The organism is Sphingomonas cannabina (assembly GCF_021391395.1).
Classification (GTDB): Bacteria; Pseudomonadota; Alphaproteobacteria; order Sphingomonadales; family Sphingomonadaceae; genus Sphingomonas; species Sphingomonas cannabina.
The window spans coordinates 609445-624459 of sequence record NZ_CP090059.1; the positions used below are offsets into that span (position 1 = coordinate 609445).

At 68.8% G+C, this 15015-nt stretch carries 13 protein-coding genes; 6 read left to right on the forward strand and 7 right to left on the reverse strand.

Features of this window, described 5'->3' with window-relative positions; translation table 11 throughout:
- The first annotated feature begins 72 nt into the window (after positions 1–72).
- Together odhB and lpdA are read left to right on the forward strand one after the other, a co-directional pair.
- Positions 73–1296, forward strand: coding sequence for a 2-oxoglutarate dehydrogenase complex dihydrolipoyllysine-residue succinyltransferase (gene odhB / locus LZK98_RS03055; protein ID WP_233784883.1), 1224 nt, complete (start codon positions 73–75; stop codon positions 1294–1296).
- A 122-nt stretch (positions 1297–1418) separates the two neighbouring features.
- Complete coding sequence (lpdA, locus tag LZK98_RS03060) at positions 1419–2819, forward strand: dihydrolipoyl dehydrogenase (RefSeq protein ID WP_233784884.1); 1401 nt, start codon at positions 1419–1421, stop codon at positions 2817–2819.
- A 112-nt stretch (positions 2820–2931) separates the two neighbouring features.
- Here the strand turns inward: lpdA and LZK98_RS03065 are convergent, their stop codons facing one another.
- Positions 2932–3174, reverse strand: coding sequence for a hypothetical protein (locus LZK98_RS03065; protein WP_233784885.1), 243 nt, complete (start codon positions 3172–3174; stop codon positions 2932–2934).
- Positions 3175–3440: 266 nt separating this feature from the next.
- On the opposite strand from LZK98_RS03065, the gene LZK98_RS03070 reads away from it, so the two are divergent.
- Positions 3441–4070, forward strand: a complete 630-nt coding sequence (locus LZK98_RS03070) for a trimeric intracellular cation channel family protein (protein ID WP_233784886.1) — start codon at positions 3441–3443, stop codon at positions 4068–4070.
- Here LZK98_RS03070 and LZK98_RS03075 read toward each other — a convergent pair.
- The 4 genes from LZK98_RS03075 to LZK98_RS03090 form a co-directional block, all read right to left on the reverse strand.
- On the reverse strand, positions 4052–5269 hold the full coding sequence (locus LZK98_RS03075; RefSeq protein ID WP_233784887.1) for an MFS transporter: 1218 nt from the start codon (positions 5267–5269) through the stop codon (positions 4052–4054). The two genes, LZK98_RS03070 and LZK98_RS03075, sit on opposite strands and share 19 nt — an antisense overlap.
- A gap of 174 nt (positions 5270–5443) precedes the next feature.
- Positions 5444–6007, reverse strand: coding sequence for a GNAT family N-acetyltransferase (locus tag LZK98_RS03080; RefSeq protein ID WP_233784888.1), 564 nt, complete (start codon positions 6005–6007; stop codon positions 5444–5446).
- Positions 6004–7884: a signal peptide peptidase SppA gene (sppA, locus tag LZK98_RS03085; RefSeq protein ID WP_233784889.1), complete on the reverse strand. Its 1881-nt coding sequence runs from the start codon at positions 7882–7884 to the stop codon at positions 6004–6006. The genes LZK98_RS03080 and sppA overlap by 4 nt, the downstream gene beginning before the upstream one ends.
- Positions 7885–8209: 325 nt before the next feature.
- The gene (locus tag LZK98_RS03090) at positions 8210–8764 is read right to left on the reverse strand and encodes a hypothetical protein (protein ID WP_233784890.1); all 555 of its coding nucleotides are present in this window, start codon (positions 8762–8764) and stop codon (positions 8210–8212) included.
- 341 nt (positions 8765–9105) lie between these two features.
- On the opposite strand from LZK98_RS03090, the gene groES reads away from it, so the two are divergent.
- Positions 9106–9393, forward strand: a complete 288-nt coding sequence (gene groES / locus LZK98_RS03095) for a co-chaperone GroES (protein WP_233784891.1) — start codon at positions 9106–9108, stop codon at positions 9391–9393.
- 90 nt (positions 9394–9483) lie between these two features.
- Positions 9484–11118 (forward strand): chaperonin GroEL, encoded by a 1635-nt coding sequence (gene groL / locus LZK98_RS03100; protein WP_233784892.1) that lies wholly within the window; start codon positions 9484–9486, stop codon positions 11116–11118.
- A 183-nt stretch (positions 11119–11301) separates the two neighbouring features.
- On the opposite strand, the gene LZK98_RS03105 is transcribed toward groL, so the two are convergent.
- Complete coding sequence (locus LZK98_RS03105; protein ID WP_233784893.1) at positions 11302–12330, reverse strand: phytase; 1029 nt, start codon at positions 12328–12330, stop codon at positions 11302–11304.
- Between the two features lie 81 nt (positions 12331–12411).
- Complete coding sequence (locus tag LZK98_RS03110; protein ID WP_264757863.1) at positions 12412–13464, reverse strand: mannose-1-phosphate guanylyltransferase/mannose-6-phosphate isomerase; 1053 nt, start codon at positions 13462–13464, stop codon at positions 12412–12414.
- A gap of 161 nt (positions 13465–13625) precedes the next feature.
- Between LZK98_RS03110 and LZK98_RS03115 the strand changes: the two genes are divergently transcribed.
- On the forward strand, positions 13626–15014 hold the full coding sequence (locus LZK98_RS03115; protein ID WP_233784894.1) for a TIGR03013 family XrtA/PEP-CTERM system glycosyltransferase: 1389 nt from the start codon (positions 13626–13628) through the stop codon (positions 15012–15014).
- Position 15015: the final 1 nt, after the last annotated feature.

Genomic DNA, 15015 nt, shown 5'->3' on the forward strand with positions numbered 1-15015 from the left:
CGGGACGTTCGCCTCGAACGGCTCGCATCTGGGCCCCGGCCTTCGCCGGGGCACAATGAGGAAGAAGGACCGATGGCGACCGAAATCAAGGTACCGACGCTCGGCGAATCGATCACCGAGGCGACGCTCGGCGAATGGCTCAAGCAGCCGGGTGACCCGGTCAAGGCCGACGAGCCGGTCGCCAGCCTGGAGACCGACAAGGTCTCGGTGGAAGTGCCCTCGCCGGTCGACGGCGTGATGGGCGCGCATGGCGTGAAGGTCGGCGACACCGTCGCGGTCGGCGCGACGATCGGCGTGGTCGAGGCTGGCGGCGGCGCGGCTGCCGCGCCGGCGCCCGCTCCGGCGCCGGCTGCTGCTCCGGCGCCGACTCCCGCACCCGCCCCGGCCCCGGCCGCGAGCAGTGACGCACCCGCCGCGCTGTCGCCCTCGGTGCGCCGCGCGGTGCTCGAGACCGGCGTCGATCCGGCGACGGTCACCGGCACCGGCAAGGACGGCCGCATCACCAAGGACGACGTGCTCGCCGCTGCCGCGCAGCCCGCGGCTCCGGCCGCTGCTCCGGCGCCTGCGCCGGCTCCCTCGGCCGCGCCGGCTGGCGAGCGTCGCGAGGAGCGCGTCCGCATGACGCGCCTCCGCCAGACCATCGCCAAGCGCCTCAAGGAAGCGCAGAACACTGCGGCGATGCTGACGACGTTCAACGACGTCGACATGACGGCGGTGATCGAGGCGCGCACCCGCTACAAGGATCTGTTCGAGAAGAAGCACAGCGTCCGCCTGGGCTTCATGGGCTTCTTCGCCAAGGCCGCCTGCCTCGCGCTCAAGGACGTGCCGGCGGTCAACGCCCAGATCGACGGCGAGGAGATCGTCTACCACGACTATGCCGACATCTCGGTCGCGGTGTCGGCGCCGCAGGGCCTGGTGGTGCCGGTCGTGCGCGACGCCGACAAGCTGTCGATCGCCGACATCGAGAAGACGATCGGCGACTTCGGTAAGCGCGCCAAGGACGGCACGCTCAAGATGGAGGAGATGAAGGGCGGCACCTTCACCATCTCCAACGGCGGCGTGTTCGGCTCGCTCTTGTCGACCCCGATCATCAACCCGCCGCAGTCGGCGGTGCTCGGCCTCCACCGCATCGAGGACCGCCCGGTGGTCCGCGACGGCCAGATCGTGATCCGCCCGATGATGTATCTCGCATTGAGCTACGACCACCGCCTGGTCGACGGCCGCGAGGCGGTGACCTTCCTGGTCGCGCTCAAGAACGCGATCGAGGACCCGACGCGGATTCTGATCGACCTGTAATCACCTGTGCCCCGGCGAAGGCCGGGGCCCAGCTTCGGCGCAGGTTGTAACCCCCGCGGGACGCTCGACACATAACGTCTCGCAACTGGGCCCCGGCCTTCGCCGGGGCACGGAGAAGAAGAATGGCAGACCAGTACGACTATGACGTCCTCGTGATCGGCGCCGGCCCCGGCGGCTATGTCGCCGCGATCCGCGCCGCGCAGCTCGGGCTGCGTACCGCCTGCGCCGAGAGCCGCGAGACGCTGGGCGGCACCTGCCTCAACGTCGGCTGCATCCCGTCCAAGGCGATGCTCCACGCCTCCGAATATTACGACGCCGCCGCCAACGGCACCTTCGCCAAGCTCGGCATCAAGGTGAAGCCCGAGCTCGACCTCGACACGATGCACGGCCAGCGCAAGGACGCGGTCAAGCAGCTCACCGGCGGCATCGAGTTCCTGTTCAAGAAGAACAAGGTCACCTGGCTCAAGGGCCGCGCGGCGTTCGAGGACGCGCACACCGTCAAGGTCGGCGATCAGACCGTCACCGCCAAGAACGTCGTCATCGCCACCGGCTCGTCGGTGACCCCGCTGCCGGGCGTCGAGATCGACAATGCCAAGGGCGTGGTGGTCGATTCGACCGGCGCGCTCGAGCTGGCCAAGGTCCCCGAGCATCTCGTCGTCATCGGCGGCGGCGTGATCGGGCTCGAGCTCGGCAGCGTGTGGCGGCGTCTCGGCGCCAAGGTGACGGTGGTCGAGTTCCTCGACCAGATCCTGCCCGGCTTCGACGGTGACGTCCGCAAGGAAGCCAACAAGATCATGAAGAAGCAGGGCCTCGAGTTCCGCCTGTCGACCAAGGTCACCGGCGTCGCGGTCAAGGGCAAGAAGGCGACGCTGACGGTCGAGCCTGCCGCCGGCGGCGCGGCCGAGACGATCGAGGCGGACGCGGTGCTGGTCTCGATCGGCCGCCGCCCGAACACCGACGGCCTCGCGCTCGACAAGGCGGGCCTTTCGACCAACCAGCGCGGCCAGATCGAGATCGACCACGACTTCCGCACCTCGGTCGACGGCATCTGGGCGATCGGCGACGTCGTCCCCGGCCCGATGCTCGCGCACAAGGCCGAGGACGAGGGCATCGCGGTCGCCGAGAACATCGCCGGCCAGCACGGCATCGTGAACCACGACGTGATCCCGTCGGTGGTCTACACCTGGCCCGAGATCGCCGGCGTCGGCCTCACCGAAGAGGCGGCGAAGGAGCGGGGCGAGGTCAAGGTCGGCAAGTTCCCGATGCTCGGCAACTCGCGCGCCAAGACCAACCACGAGCCCGACGGCTTCGTGAAGGTGATCGCGGATGCCAAGACCGACCGCGTGCTCGGCGTCTGGTGCATCGCCAGCGTCGCCGGCACGATGATCGCCCAGGCCGCGCAGGCGATGGAGTTCGGCGCGACGTCCGAGGACATCGCCTACACCTGCCACGCCCATCCGACGCACAGCGAGGCGATCAAGGAAGCGGCGATGGCGGTGAGAGGGAAGCCGATACACATTTGAGCCGGCAAGGAATTAGCGAAAGCTAATTCCGAGCGAACCTCGGCTCAAATCGGCCGGCGGCGCCACAGCGCCGACCGACGTCATGGGCTTTGCCCATGACGGCTGCCGAGACCTATCGGCTCCTGACCCCATCCCGCACCGGCACCACCGCGACATGCAGGTAAAGCCACGCCTGCACGCCCGTGACCGCCATGAACACGGAAAGCGCGGCCCACATGCTCCAGGAAGACGGCGCGACAAGCGCCGTCAGCAGCGTCGCCCCGAAAGCGATGCCGCTCGCCATGACCAGCAGCCTCGCCAGCCGCGCGACCGGCGGCGTATCCGATGCCGACAGGGCAGGCAGAGAGTACGGCATGAAACCTTTCCGAACATGATCGAGCACGAGGAAAGGCTGAGCCGATCCGATTAACGAGCCCTTACCGCTACCCCGCATCGGTTATCGACTATACTTCGGGGGTAGGGCGCGTCGGCGTTCCGCAGGCGCGGTGATGAGCCGCAAGCGTGCTCCTGCGAAGGCAGGAGCCCTGGATCGCGGGGACCTCGCTTGCGGCCAAGCTCCCGCTTTCGCAGGAGCACCGACACTGCTTCAATCTGAACCGCATAGCCTCTACTCTCCCCCGCGTGACCCCCATTCCCTCCCAGCTCGGCCCGATCCTCCCGTGGCTGGACCTGTTCGGCATCGCCGTGTTCGCCGCCACCGGCGCGCTGGCGGCGGCGCGGCGCACGCAGACGATGGTCACCGCCGCCTTCTTCGCGCTGATCACCGGTGTCGGCGGCGGATCGGTGCGCGACCTGCTGATCGGCGCGCCGGTGTTCTGGGTGCACGATTCGTGGGTCGCGGCGGTGTGCCTCGGCGTCGCGCTGCTCATCTGGGTGACGCCGCAGCATTGGTGGCACGGCAAGGCGCTCGACTGGTTCGACGCGGCCGGGCTCGCCGCCTATGCCGTGTTCGGCGCCGCCAAGTCGCTCGACCATGGCGTCCCGCCGGTGCCGGCGGCGCTGATGGGCGTGGTCACCGCCTGCGTCGGCGGCATCATCCGCGACGTGCTGGCGCAGGAGCCCTCGATCCTGATGCGGCCGGAGCTCTACGTCACCGCCGCCGCGCTTGCCTCGGCGCTCTACGTCGGCCTGGTGCTGGCGGGCGTCCCGCTGTTCGTCGCCGCGGCCGTCGCCGCGCTCGCCGGCTTCGCGCTCCGCGCCGCCGCGATCACATGGAAGCTCGCGCTGCCCGCCTATCGCGGCGGCGCGTAGCGCAGCCCCGCCACCAGCCCGACCAGCGCCAGCACCAGCATCACCCCCGCGAAGATCTCGCTCGCCGCCACCGCGCCGAACGCCATCGTCGCGACGCCGACCCCGATCACCGGGATCGAATTGCCCGCGAAGCCGACGAGGAGGTAGGCGGAGACGACGCCGGAGCGATGATCGGGCGGCGCGATCACATTGACCACCTCAAGGCTGCCGCGATAGCCGAGCGCCAGCGTCACCCCGCCGCAGGCGGTGCCGACGATCAGCAGCGCCGGCGAATGGGCCGCCTGCGCCGCCACCAGCAGCGCCAGCCCCGGCACGATCGTCGCCAGCCCGGCGATCATCGCGGTACGGCTGGCGATCCGGCGCGTCGTCGCCATCGCCACCATCGCGACCGTGAACAGCTCGGCCAGGATCGCTCCGCCGACCGCAGGGCTGACGATCCCCATCGACTGGCGCAGGATCGACGGCAGCAGCGCCGCGTAGAAGCCGACGAAGGCGAATATCACGAACCCCGTCACCGCCGGCGCGACGAAGGCGCCGCGCGACCCTGTAGGCAGGGCGAGCTGCGGTCGGAACAGGTCGGCGGTTGGCGCCCGGCGTGCCACCGTCTCGCCCGACCGCATCACCGCAACGGCAACCAGCGCCAGCGCCCCGCCATAGACGAGGAAGGGAATCACCAGAGGCATCGGCGCCCAGGCGGCGAGGATGCCCGCCACCAGCGGCCCGGTACCGATCCCGCCGGTATTGGCCTCGGCGGCGAGCAGCGTCGCATGGGGGCGTTCGTCGGGACGGAGGTCGACCAGCCAGGCCGTGCCGGTCCCCGATCCCAGCCCGACCGCGAACCCGCTCACCACCCGTCCGGCGAACAGCCAGGCGGTATCGCGCGCCACCAGGAACAGCAGCGTCGCGACCGCGGCCAGCGCGAGCGCCGCGAAGGCGATCGGCCGCCGCCCGATCCGGTCGGATAGCCGCCCCAGGAACAGCAGCGCACCGGCATTGCCGATCACATAGGCGGCATAGACGATCGTCAGCACCGCCGGCGAGAAGTCGAACCGCGCCTCGTAAAAGGCATAGAGCGGCGTGAGCAGCGTGCTGCCCGCGAAGCAAACCGCGATCAGGCCGATCGCGGCAAGGGTGCCGCGGCGGTGATGCGAGGCGGAAATGGCCGGAGACATGGCGGCGTCAACGCGCGGCGGAGGCATTTCTCCCATTCCTCCCGGCTCTTCTACCGTCATCCCGGCGAAAGCCGGGATCCAGAGTCAAACAGGTCGCCGCTTGTGGTCCTGGATCCCGGCTTTCGCCGGGATGACGATAGGAGAAGCGGGACGGCCTGCTAGGCCCGTGAGGACTGCCCGAGCGCCTCCCGGCAGCCGCGATCAGGCCGCCCGCACCACGCCCACCTCGCTGAATGGCCTCGGCTCCACCGGCGGCACCTGGCTCTCGTTGAGCCCGCATTGCCAGAAACCGACGTCGATCCACCGGCCCTGCTTGAAGCCGACCTCGCGGTACATGCCGGCGCGGCGGAAGCCGACCGCCTCATGCGTGCGGATCGAGCTGTCGTTGGGCAGCGAGATCACGCCGATCGCCTGGGTAAAGCCCTGCGCGCGCAGCGTGTCGATCAGCGCCTCGTAGAGCAGCCGTCCGACCCCCTGGCCGACCACCGGCCCCGCGACATAGACCGAGGTCTCGACGACGTATTTGTACGCCGGCCGGTCGCGCCAGCGCCCGGCATAGGCATAGGCGAGCACGCCCGAATCGTCCTCACCGTTGGTGGCGACCATCCACGGATAGAGCCCGTCCGACGCGGTCATCCGCGCGCGCATCGCCTCGGCATCGGGCGCTTCGGTCTCGAACGAGACGGTGCCGCCCAGCACATAGGGGGCGTAGATAGCGGCGATCGCCGCCGCGTCCTCGGGTCGTGCCGCTCGGATCGCGATCATTGGAACAGCTTCGCGAACAAGAGGTCGGCCAACTTCAGATCTCCCTGTCTGGCATTGGATGGGGCATAGGCGGTGCATTCGAGGCACAGCGCCTGCACCGACGGCCCGCGCGCGAGCCGGCGGGCGTCGGCGATTGCCTGGGCGAAGATCGCGCGCCGCTCCGCCGCGATCCGCGCCACCGCGTCGCCGGAAGGCGCATTGGCGTCGTCGTCATCGTCGCCGCTGCCGAACAGCGCCGCCGCGATCTTGGCGGTCCACTTGGGCTCCTTCTCCAGGAACACGGCATGCACCTTGGCTGGATCAAGCTTCGCCCGCCGCGCGGCCTCGGCGACCGCGTCGTCGAGCGTGCCGAACCGGTCGACCAGCTTCAGCTGGTGCGCGGTCCCGCCGTCCCACACGCGGCCCTGGCCGATCTCGTTCACCCGTTCGGGGCTCAGCTTGCGTGCCTCGGATACGCGGGCGATGAACCGGCGATAGCCGTTCTCGACCCCCGCCTGCAGCACCGCGTCGAGCTGGGGCGTCGTGCCTTTGAACACGTCGGGCTGGCCGCTGAGCGGGGTGGTGGCGACGCCGTCGGCGGTGACGCCGATCTTGCCGAGCGCGTTCTCGAAGGTCGGCAGCACGGCGAAGATGCCGATCGATCCGGTGATGGTGTTGGGCTCGGCGAAGATCGCGTCGCCCGCAGTCGCCACCCAATAGCCGCCCGACGCGGCGAGCCCGCCCATCGACACGACCACCGGCAGCCCCTGCGCCTTGGCCTGGAGCACCGCTTGGCGGATCCGCTCGCTGGCCAGCGCCGATCCGCCCGGCGAATCGATCCGCACCACCAGCGCCTTCAAATTCTTCTTGGCCAGCCCGTCGAGCAGCAGCTTCGACACCGTCTCGCCGCCGGCAGTGCCGGGGCCCGCCTTGCCGTCGACGATCTCGCCCGCGACGGTGATCACGCCGACCGCATCGCCGCCGGCCGGCGCCGGATTGGCTGCGATCCAGTCGGCGAGCCTGATCGTGCGGAAGCTGCCCGCCGGCTTGCCGCCGTCGCTGCCCGCGATCTCGGCGACGCGCTTGCCGAAGGCGAGCCGGTCGCCGAGCTTGTCGACCACCCCGGCGGCGAGGTTCGACTTGGCGAGATCGCCGTTGGCGGCAAGCATCACCTTGTCCGGCTGGGTCAGGTAATCGGCGATCTTCGCCTTGGGCCGCGCCTTGGCGACATTCTCACGCCACTGGCTGAAGATCGCGCCGTAGAGCGCCTCGTTGGCGGCGCGCGCCGGGGCCGACTGGCCGGTCAGCGTATAGGGCTCGACCGCCGACTTGAACTGGCCGACGCGATAGACGTGGACGTTGACGCCCAGCTTGTCGATCAGCCCCTTGTAATAGAGCTGCGACCCGCCCGGCCCCATGAACATCGCGCCGCCCATCGGATCGACCCAGATCTCGGACGCGTTGGCGGCGATCAGATAGCTCGAATCCATATAGGCGGTGGCATAGGCCAGCACCGGCTTGCCGCTAGCGCGGACGCGGCCGACCGCGCTCGCCACCTCGGCGACCGCGGCGGGATAGCCGCCGGCGAAGCGGTCGAGGTCGAGCACCACCGCCTTGACGCGGCCGTCGGTGCGCGCGGCGTCGAGCGCGCGGACCACGTCGCGCAGCCGCGTCTCCTTGGCGACGCCGCCGCCGAAGCTCGCGAGCGGATCGACCTCCTCGGGCTGCTCCGATAGGCGGCCGTCGAGCGCCACTACCAGCGCGCCGTCGCGGATCGCGGTGTTGGGCCGCGCGGACAGGACGGCGAACAGGCCGCCGAAGAACAGGAGCATGAGAATCAGGACGAGCGCGTCCTTGATCCCCACCAGCAGCTTCCAGGCGCCACGAACCAGCTTCACGTCTTCGCTATCCCCCAAAGGCGGAATCGCGGGCGACGCTAGAGCATGGGACGCGCGCGGGCAAACCTTGGCGTGTGAGGAAGGGGTGAAAGGAGTCTGGATCGGCATCCAACCGTCACCCCGGCCTTGGGCTGGGGTCCACCGGGAGGCAGGTGCAGGACAAGAGGCTCCAGCGCAGCCCGAGAGGTCGAGTGGACCCCGGCCCAAGGCCGGGGTGACGAAGAAGGAAAATGCGGCGGCGCGCAGGGCAATGGGACGAACCGGGGACAGCCCGCGCGCCGCCGTTTCCTCGTCCGAGGGGGCTCGAAGGACGAGGAGGGAAGGATCAGCGGCCGAACAGCTTCGGCAGCGTGATCTTGAGCGGCAGATTGCTGAGACCCGGGATGCCGCTGAAGGTCGGCACCGCGATGCTCGCCGAGCCCAGCTTCACCTCGACGATGTTGTTGCCGCTCAGCAGGTTGACGCTCCCGGTGCTGCCGCTGAGCGGGGCCTGCTTGCCGACGTTGACGCCGAGCACGGTGTTGCCGTCCTTGGGCGTCGTCACGTTGACGTCGCCGGCGCCGACCGCGACGATGTCGGACAGCTGGGTCTTGCCCGGCTTGGTCAGGCTGTTGACGGCCACGTCGATCACCTGACCGTTGGTCAGCGCATTGACGTCGGCGAGGCCGCCTTCGCGGCCCTGGGTCTGGCCCAGGTTGACCGCGACCGCGGCGGGGCCGTTCGGCGAATGGCCGGTGTGGAAGTTCCCCGCGTCGATCGAAATGATGTCGGCGGAGTTGGGCAGCGCCGGCGCCGGCAGCGACTGGGCGCTGGCGGAGCCCGCGGCGATCGCGGCCGTGGCGGCGGCGGCGATCAGGCTCGATCGGATCAGATAATGCATCGATCACGTCTCCTCTCAGGGACGGGCAGGCATGCCCGTCCGTGGGGCAGGGGGCCGGAAAAGCGTGAACTCTCTCCCCATCTCGCCGCCGCTTCGGCGGGGATCACCGGCGCGCTAACCATCGTGTGCGGCGCCTCGTCCGGATCGCGCGCACGATCGGGCTTGGCACCGTTCCGGCGCGGATTGCCTGGGAAGGCCGGGGCGCCTAACCGGAGTCGCGTTCGACTCGCCTCCCGACCCTTGACGCTGTGGCCGCACGGGCACATATGCGCGGCGCTGGCACTCTCCTCATGGGAGTGCCAAGACAGTCCACATCACGTCACTAGCAAGGGATGACGCGCATGAACTTCCGTCCGCTGCACGATCGCGTGCTCGTTCGCCGGGTCGAGGCCGAAGAGAAGACTGCCGGGGGGATCATCATTCCCGACACCGCCAAGGAAAAGCCGCAGGAGGGCGAGGTCGTCGCCGCCGGCGCCGGCGCCAAGGCCGAGGACGGCAAGGTGACGCCGCTCGACGTCAAGGCCGGCGACCGCATCCTGTTCGGCAAATGGTCGGGCACCGAGGTCAAGGTGAACGGCGAAGACCTGCTGATCATGAAGGAATCGGACATCCTCGGCATCGTCGAGTGACGTCCGGCGCCTCCCGCGCGCGCGTACGCGAAGGAGGTGCGACTTTCGTGACTTTCCAACTCTCAACCTCTCATCTGAAAGGGTAGCCACATGGCAGCCAAGGACGTCAAATTCAGCCGCGATGCGCGTGAGCGCATCCTGCGCGGCGTCGACATTCTCGCCGACGCGGTCAAGGTCACGCTGGGGCCGAAGGGCCGCAACGTCGTGATCGACAAGAGCTTCGGCGCGCCGCGCATCACCAAGGACGGCGTCACCGTCGCCAAGGAGATCGAGCTCAAGGACAAGTTCGAGAACATGGGCGCGCAGATGGTGCGTGAGGTGGCCTCGAAGACCAACGACATCGCCGGCGACGGCACCACCACCGCCACCGTGCTCGCCCAGGCGATCGTGCGCGAGGGCATGAAGTCGGTCGCGGCCGGCATGAACCCGATGGACCTGAAGCGCGGCATCGATCTCGCCGTCACCAAGGTCGTCGAGGACCTCAAGAGCCGCTCGAAGCCGGTCGCGGGTTCCAACGAAGTTGCGCAGGTCGGCATCATCTCCGCCAACGGCGACAAGGAAGTCGGCGAGAAGATCGCGGAAGCGATGGAGAAGGTCGGCAAGGAAGGCGTGATCACCGTCGAGGAGGCCAAGGGCCTCGAGTTCGAGCTCGACGTCGTCGAGGGCATGCAGTTCGACCGCGGCTATCTCTCGCCCTACTTCATCACCAATCCGGAGAAGATGTCGGTCGAGCTCGCCGATCCGTACATCCTGATCCATGAGAAGAAGCTGTCGTCGCTGCAGGCGATGCTGCCGATCCTCGAGGCGGTGGTGCAGTCGGGCCGTCCGCTGCTGATCATCGCCGAGGACATCGAGGGCGAGGCGCTGGCCACGCTCGTGGTGAACAAGCTGCGCGGCGGCCTCAAGGTCGCGGCGGTCAAGGCGCCGGGCTTCGGCGATCGCCGCAAGGCGATGCTCGAGGACATCGCGATCCTGACCAAGGGCGAGGTCGTCAGCGAGGATCTCGGCATCAAGCTCGAGAGCGTGACGCTCGGCATGCTCGGCACCGCCAAGCGCGTCACCATCGACAAGGACAACACCACCATCGTCGACGGCGCCGGTGAAGAGGCGGCGATCAAGGGCCGCATCGAGGCGATCCGCCAGCAGATCGAGGTGACCACCAGCGACTATGACCGCGAGAAGCTCCAGGAGCGTCTCGCCAAGCTCGCCGGCGGCGTCGCCGTGATCAAGGTCGGCGGCGCGACCGAGGTCGAGGTGAAGGAGCGCAAGGACCGCGTCGACGACGCGCTGCACGCGACCCGCGCGGCGGTCGAAGAGGGCATCGTCCCCGGCGGCGGCACCGCTCTCCTCTACGCCACCAAGGCGCTCGAGGGCCTCAAGGGCGAGAACGACGATCAGACCCGCGGTGTCGACATCATCCGGCGCTCGCTGCAGGCGCCGGTGCGTCAGATCGCCCAGAACGCCGGCCATGACGGCGCGGTGGTCGCGGGCAAGCTGATCGACGGCAACGACGTCAACCTCGGCTTCAATGCCGCGACCGACACCTATGAGAACCTGGTCCAGGCCGGCGTGATCGACCCGACCAAGGTCGTCCGCACCGCCCTCCAGGACGCGGCGTCGGTCGCCGGTCTCCTCATCACCACCGAGGCGACCGTGGCCGAGCTGCCCGAGGACAAGCCTGCGGCTCCGGCGATGCCGGGCGGCATGGGCGGGATGGATTTCTGAGCCAAGGCGGCCTGAGCTAAGGCGACTTAGCTCAGGACTCGCCAAAGGCTCGGCCGGCGGGCGGCTGGCTTCGCCAACCGCCCGACCGACGGCGCGGCTTCGCCGCGCCGGTCCACCGAACCCAAAAGCAAAGGGCCGGGAGATCCCTCTCCCGGCCCTTCGTTTGTCCGATCCGGAAAGGCGCTACTCCAGCCCCAGCGCCGTCTTCACCTCCGCCCAGCGCACCAGCTTGAAGTTCTGCGCCTGGGGCGCGTTATCCCCGTCCTGGACGACCATCAGCCCACCCTCGAGCCCGGGCCCGAAGCTCGCGCTGCTGACCTCGATTCCATCGGTCTCGCTAGTCCCGCCGATGCCGCTACCCTCGGCGATGCGGAAGCGCCCGGCATAGCCGAGGTCGGGCAGCCGCCACAGCGCATAGGCGGAGTCGCCCTGGCTGGAGACGACCAGATAGCCGCCGTCCGCCCCCTCCGCCGCGATCGCCACGCCCTCGACGTCGGCGATCAACTCCTTGCCATTGGCCTTGGCGACCGAGGTCGGCGTCACCGGATCGCCCGGCTCGGCGCCGAACCTCCAGACCCCGACATCCTCCTCGCCGACGAACAGCGTGCCGGTGCGGTCGTCGGCGACGCAGCCTTCCGACTGGGTGGCGAGCTTCATCGTCCGCACCGTCTCGGCGCCGCTGCCGTCGGCCGCGATGCGGAGCTGGATGATCGCCCCGTCCTTGCCGACCACAAAGGCGTAGAGCCCGTTCTTCGCCTGGTACATGCACAGGCCATAGGCTTCCGCCGTCGCCACCGGCACCCGGGCGAGCGGGGTCAGCGTCGCCGTCCGGGTATCGAGCCGGAACAGCGCGAGCCGACTGTCGCCGATCGTGTTGCGGTCGCTCGCCGCGACGATCACGCCCGCCGGCGTCTCGCGCAGGTCGACGTTGTTGACCCGGCCGGCGGCGAGGTTCGAGCGCAGCTTGCCGTCGAGGCCGTAGACGTTGAGCCCCGCCTTCTTGTCGGTCGCGACGATCAGGCTGGCGGCGGGATCGGCCGCATTGTGCCAGATCGCGGGATCGTCGGCGGCATCCTGCAGGCTGGCGACTGCGTCGGTCTGCGCGAAGGGAACGACCGAAGCGGTCGGCAGCGGCGATACCATCGCCTGCGGCTTGGGCGTGGCGGCACAGCCGGACAGCAGCAGCGCCGTCAGCAAGTGGCGGTGTTTCATAGGTGATCTCCCCCTGTTGCGCCGCCTCATGGGGAAGGGGTGTGTCAGTAAAGTGACAAGCCGGCTAGCGCCCCCGCCGCGTCACCGCTTCAACGCCTCGATGATCTTCCTGATCTCCTGGCTGCGCCCCCGCGGCAGGATCAGCACGTCGTCACCGCTCGCCACCACGATCAGGTCCTCGACGCCGACCAGTGCGATCCGGACGCCGTCCGAACGAACGAAGCAATTCTTCGTATCGACCGCGATCACTTCGCCGTGGTGATGATTGCCGCCATCGTCGAGCGCGCTGATCGCGTGGAGCGCATCCCACGAGCCGACGTCGTTCCAGCCCATGCTGACCGGCACCACCGCGACGCGCGTCGCCTTCTCCATCACCGCATAGTCGATCGAATCCGCCGGCGACCTGGCGAAGGCCTCCTCGTCCGGCCAGATCCGCACGCCTTCGCGGCGCGCCTTGGCCATCGCCTCCTGCGCGGCGACGAGCATGTCGGGCGCATGCGCCGCGAGCGCGCCCAGATACATGTCCGCGCGGAACAGGAAGATGCCGCCGTTCCACGCATGGCCGCCCTCCGCCAGCATCGCTTCGGCCGCCTCGCGCGGCGGCTTCTCGATGAAACGATCGACCTTGTGGACGCCGCTCGCGATCTCCTCGCCGATGCGGATGTAGCCATAGCCGGTCTCCGGCGCATCGGGGGTGATGCCGAAGGTGACCAGCCAGCCCTCGTCGACCAGCGGCAGCGCCGCATGGATCGCCGCGTGGAACGCGGCGACATCGGTGATGACATGGTCGGACGGCATCACCAGCAGCGGATCGTGCCCGCCGCCGGCCGCGATCGCCGCCAGCGCGATCGCCGGCGCGGTGTTGCGCCCCATCGGCTCCAGCACCAGCGCACGCACCGAACCCTCGATCGCGGCGAGCTGCTGCTCGATCTCGTCGGCATGAAAGGCATTGGCGACCACGATCGGCGCGGTGAAGCGCTCGCCGCCGCAGCGCTTGGCGGTGAGCTGCAGCATCGTCTCCTCGGCGGTGAGCGCCAGGAGTTGCTTCGGGCGCTCGGGACGCGACATCGGCCATAGCCGCGTACCCGCGCCTCCCGAGAGGATCACAGGAATGATCGGCCTGGCCTCGGTCATGGCGAAGTTTTCTCCTGTTGCGATGGGTGTAGCGGACCCCCTGGGCTTGTCCAACGCTCAGAATCGCCAACGATTTCCCCCATTCAGCATTTCTTCGCCAATTTGCGCGAGAGGCATGTCGGCAAAGTTTACACTCGGGTGTCGGGAGCGCGGCGAGCGCGATGATCAGGCTGTTCAAGCATTACGTACCCAATGCGGTCCTGCTGCTCGGTTTGTTCGACCTGGTGGTGCTCGCCCTCGCTGGCGAGCTCGGCTGGACGCTGCGCGCACACCAAATCGGCATGGCGGTCGAGCCGATCCACACCCGCATGGTCCAGCTCGCCGTGTTCGTCGCGGCGGTCGAGACGGCGATGATCGCGGTCGGCGTCTACGGCGCCGAATCGCTGCAATCGATCCGCTACGCCGTGGTGCGCCTCGGTGCCGGCGTCGCGATCGGCGTGCTCGCCCTGAGCGCCGTTTTCTTCATCCTGCCCGACCTCAGCCTGTGGCGATCGAACCTGCTCTACGCCATGGGCCTTGCCATCGTCGGCCTCACCTTCCTGCGCATCCTCATCGGCAAGGCGCTCGGCGGCCAGGCGTTCAAGCGCCGCATCGTCGTGCTCGGCGCCGGCCCGCGTGCGGCGCGGCTGAAGGCGCTGGCGGCGCGGCCGGGCGCCGGCTTCGCGGTGGTCGGCTACGTCAGCATGAGCGAGGGTAACCGCGTGATCCCGGAGGCGATCGCGCGCGACGCCATCTACAACCTCGCCGATCATGTCGTGCTGCTGAGCGCGAGCGAGGTGGTGTTGGCGCTGGAGGAGCGGCGTAACGCGCTGCCGCTCAAGGATCTGCTCCGCATCAAGACCACCGGTGTCCACGTCAACGAGATCTCGACCTTCCTCGAGCGCGAGACCGGGCGCGTCGATCTCGACAGCGTCAATCCGAGCTGGCTGATCTTCTCCGACGGCTTCTCGTCGAGCCGGATGCTGTCGAGCGTGTTCAAGCGACTGTTCGACATCGCCGCCAGCCTGATCCTGCTGGCGCTGACCCTTCCCGTCATCGCCCTTGCCGCGATCGCGGTGAAGCTCGACAGCAAGGGGCCCGCCTTCTATCGCCAGATCCGCGTCGGCCTGTATGGAACGCCGTTCCAGGTCATCAAGCTCCGATCGATGCGCACCGACGCCGAGGTGCAGGGCCAAGCGGTGTGGGCGGAGAAGGACGATCCGCGTGTCACCCGCATCGGCCGCTTCATCCGCAAAGTACGGATCGACGAGCTGCCGCAGTGCTGGACCGTCCTCAAGGGCGAGATGAGCTTCGTCGGCCCCCGCCCGGAACGGCCCCAGTTCGTCGACGATCTGGAAGCCAAGCTCCCCTATTACGCCGAACGGCACATGGTGAAGCCGGGCATCACCGGCTGGGCGCAGATCAACTATCCTTACGGCGCCTCGATCGAGGACGCGCGGCAGAAGCTCGAATACGACCTCTACTACGCCAAGAACTACTCGCCCTTTCTCGACCTCCTGATCCTGCTCCAGACGGTGCGCGTGGTGCTGTTCCCGGAGGGAGCGCGCTGAG

Bases quoted from the DNA above. Each gene is read 5' to 3' on its own strand.
- odhB (WP_233784883.1), top strand. From the start codon at position 73: ATGGCGACCGAAATCAAGGTACCGACGCTCGGCGAATCGATCACCGAG.
- lpdA (WP_233784884.1), top strand. From the start codon at position 1,419: ATGGCAGACCAGTACGACTATGACGTCCTCGTGATCGGCGCCGGCCCC.
- LZK98_RS03065 (WP_233784885.1), bottom strand. From the start codon at position 3,174: ATGCCGTACTCTCTGCCTGCCCTGTCGGCATCGGATACGCCGCCGGTC.
- LZK98_RS03075 (WP_233784887.1), bottom strand. From the start codon at position 5,269: ATGCCTCCGCCGCGCGTTGACGCCGCCATGTCTCCGGCCATTTCCGCC.
- LZK98_RS03080 (WP_233784888.1), bottom strand. From the start codon at position 6,007: ATGATCGCGATCCGAGCGGCACGACCCGAGGACGCGGCGGCGATCGCC.
- LZK98_RS03090 (WP_233784890.1), bottom strand. From the start codon at position 8,764: ATGCATTATCTGATCCGATCGAGCCTGATCGCCGCCGCCGCCACGGCC.
- groES (WP_233784891.1), top strand. From the start codon at position 9,106: ATGAACTTCCGTCCGCTGCACGATCGCGTGCTCGTTCGCCGGGTCGAG.
- groL (WP_233784892.1), top strand. From the start codon at position 9,484: ATGGCAGCCAAGGACGTCAAATTCAGCCGCGATGCGCGTGAGCGCATC.
- LZK98_RS03105 (WP_233784893.1), bottom strand. From the start codon at position 12,330: ATGAAACACCGCCACTTGCTGACGGCGCTGCTGCTGTCCGGCTGTGCC.
- LZK98_RS03110 (WP_264757863.1), bottom strand. From the start codon at position 13,464: ATGACCGAGGCCAGGCCGATCATTCCTGTGATCCTCTCGGGAGGCGCG.
- LZK98_RS03115 (WP_233784894.1), top strand. From the start codon at position 13,626: ATGATCAGGCTGTTCAAGCATTACGTACCCAATGCGGTCCTGCTGCTC.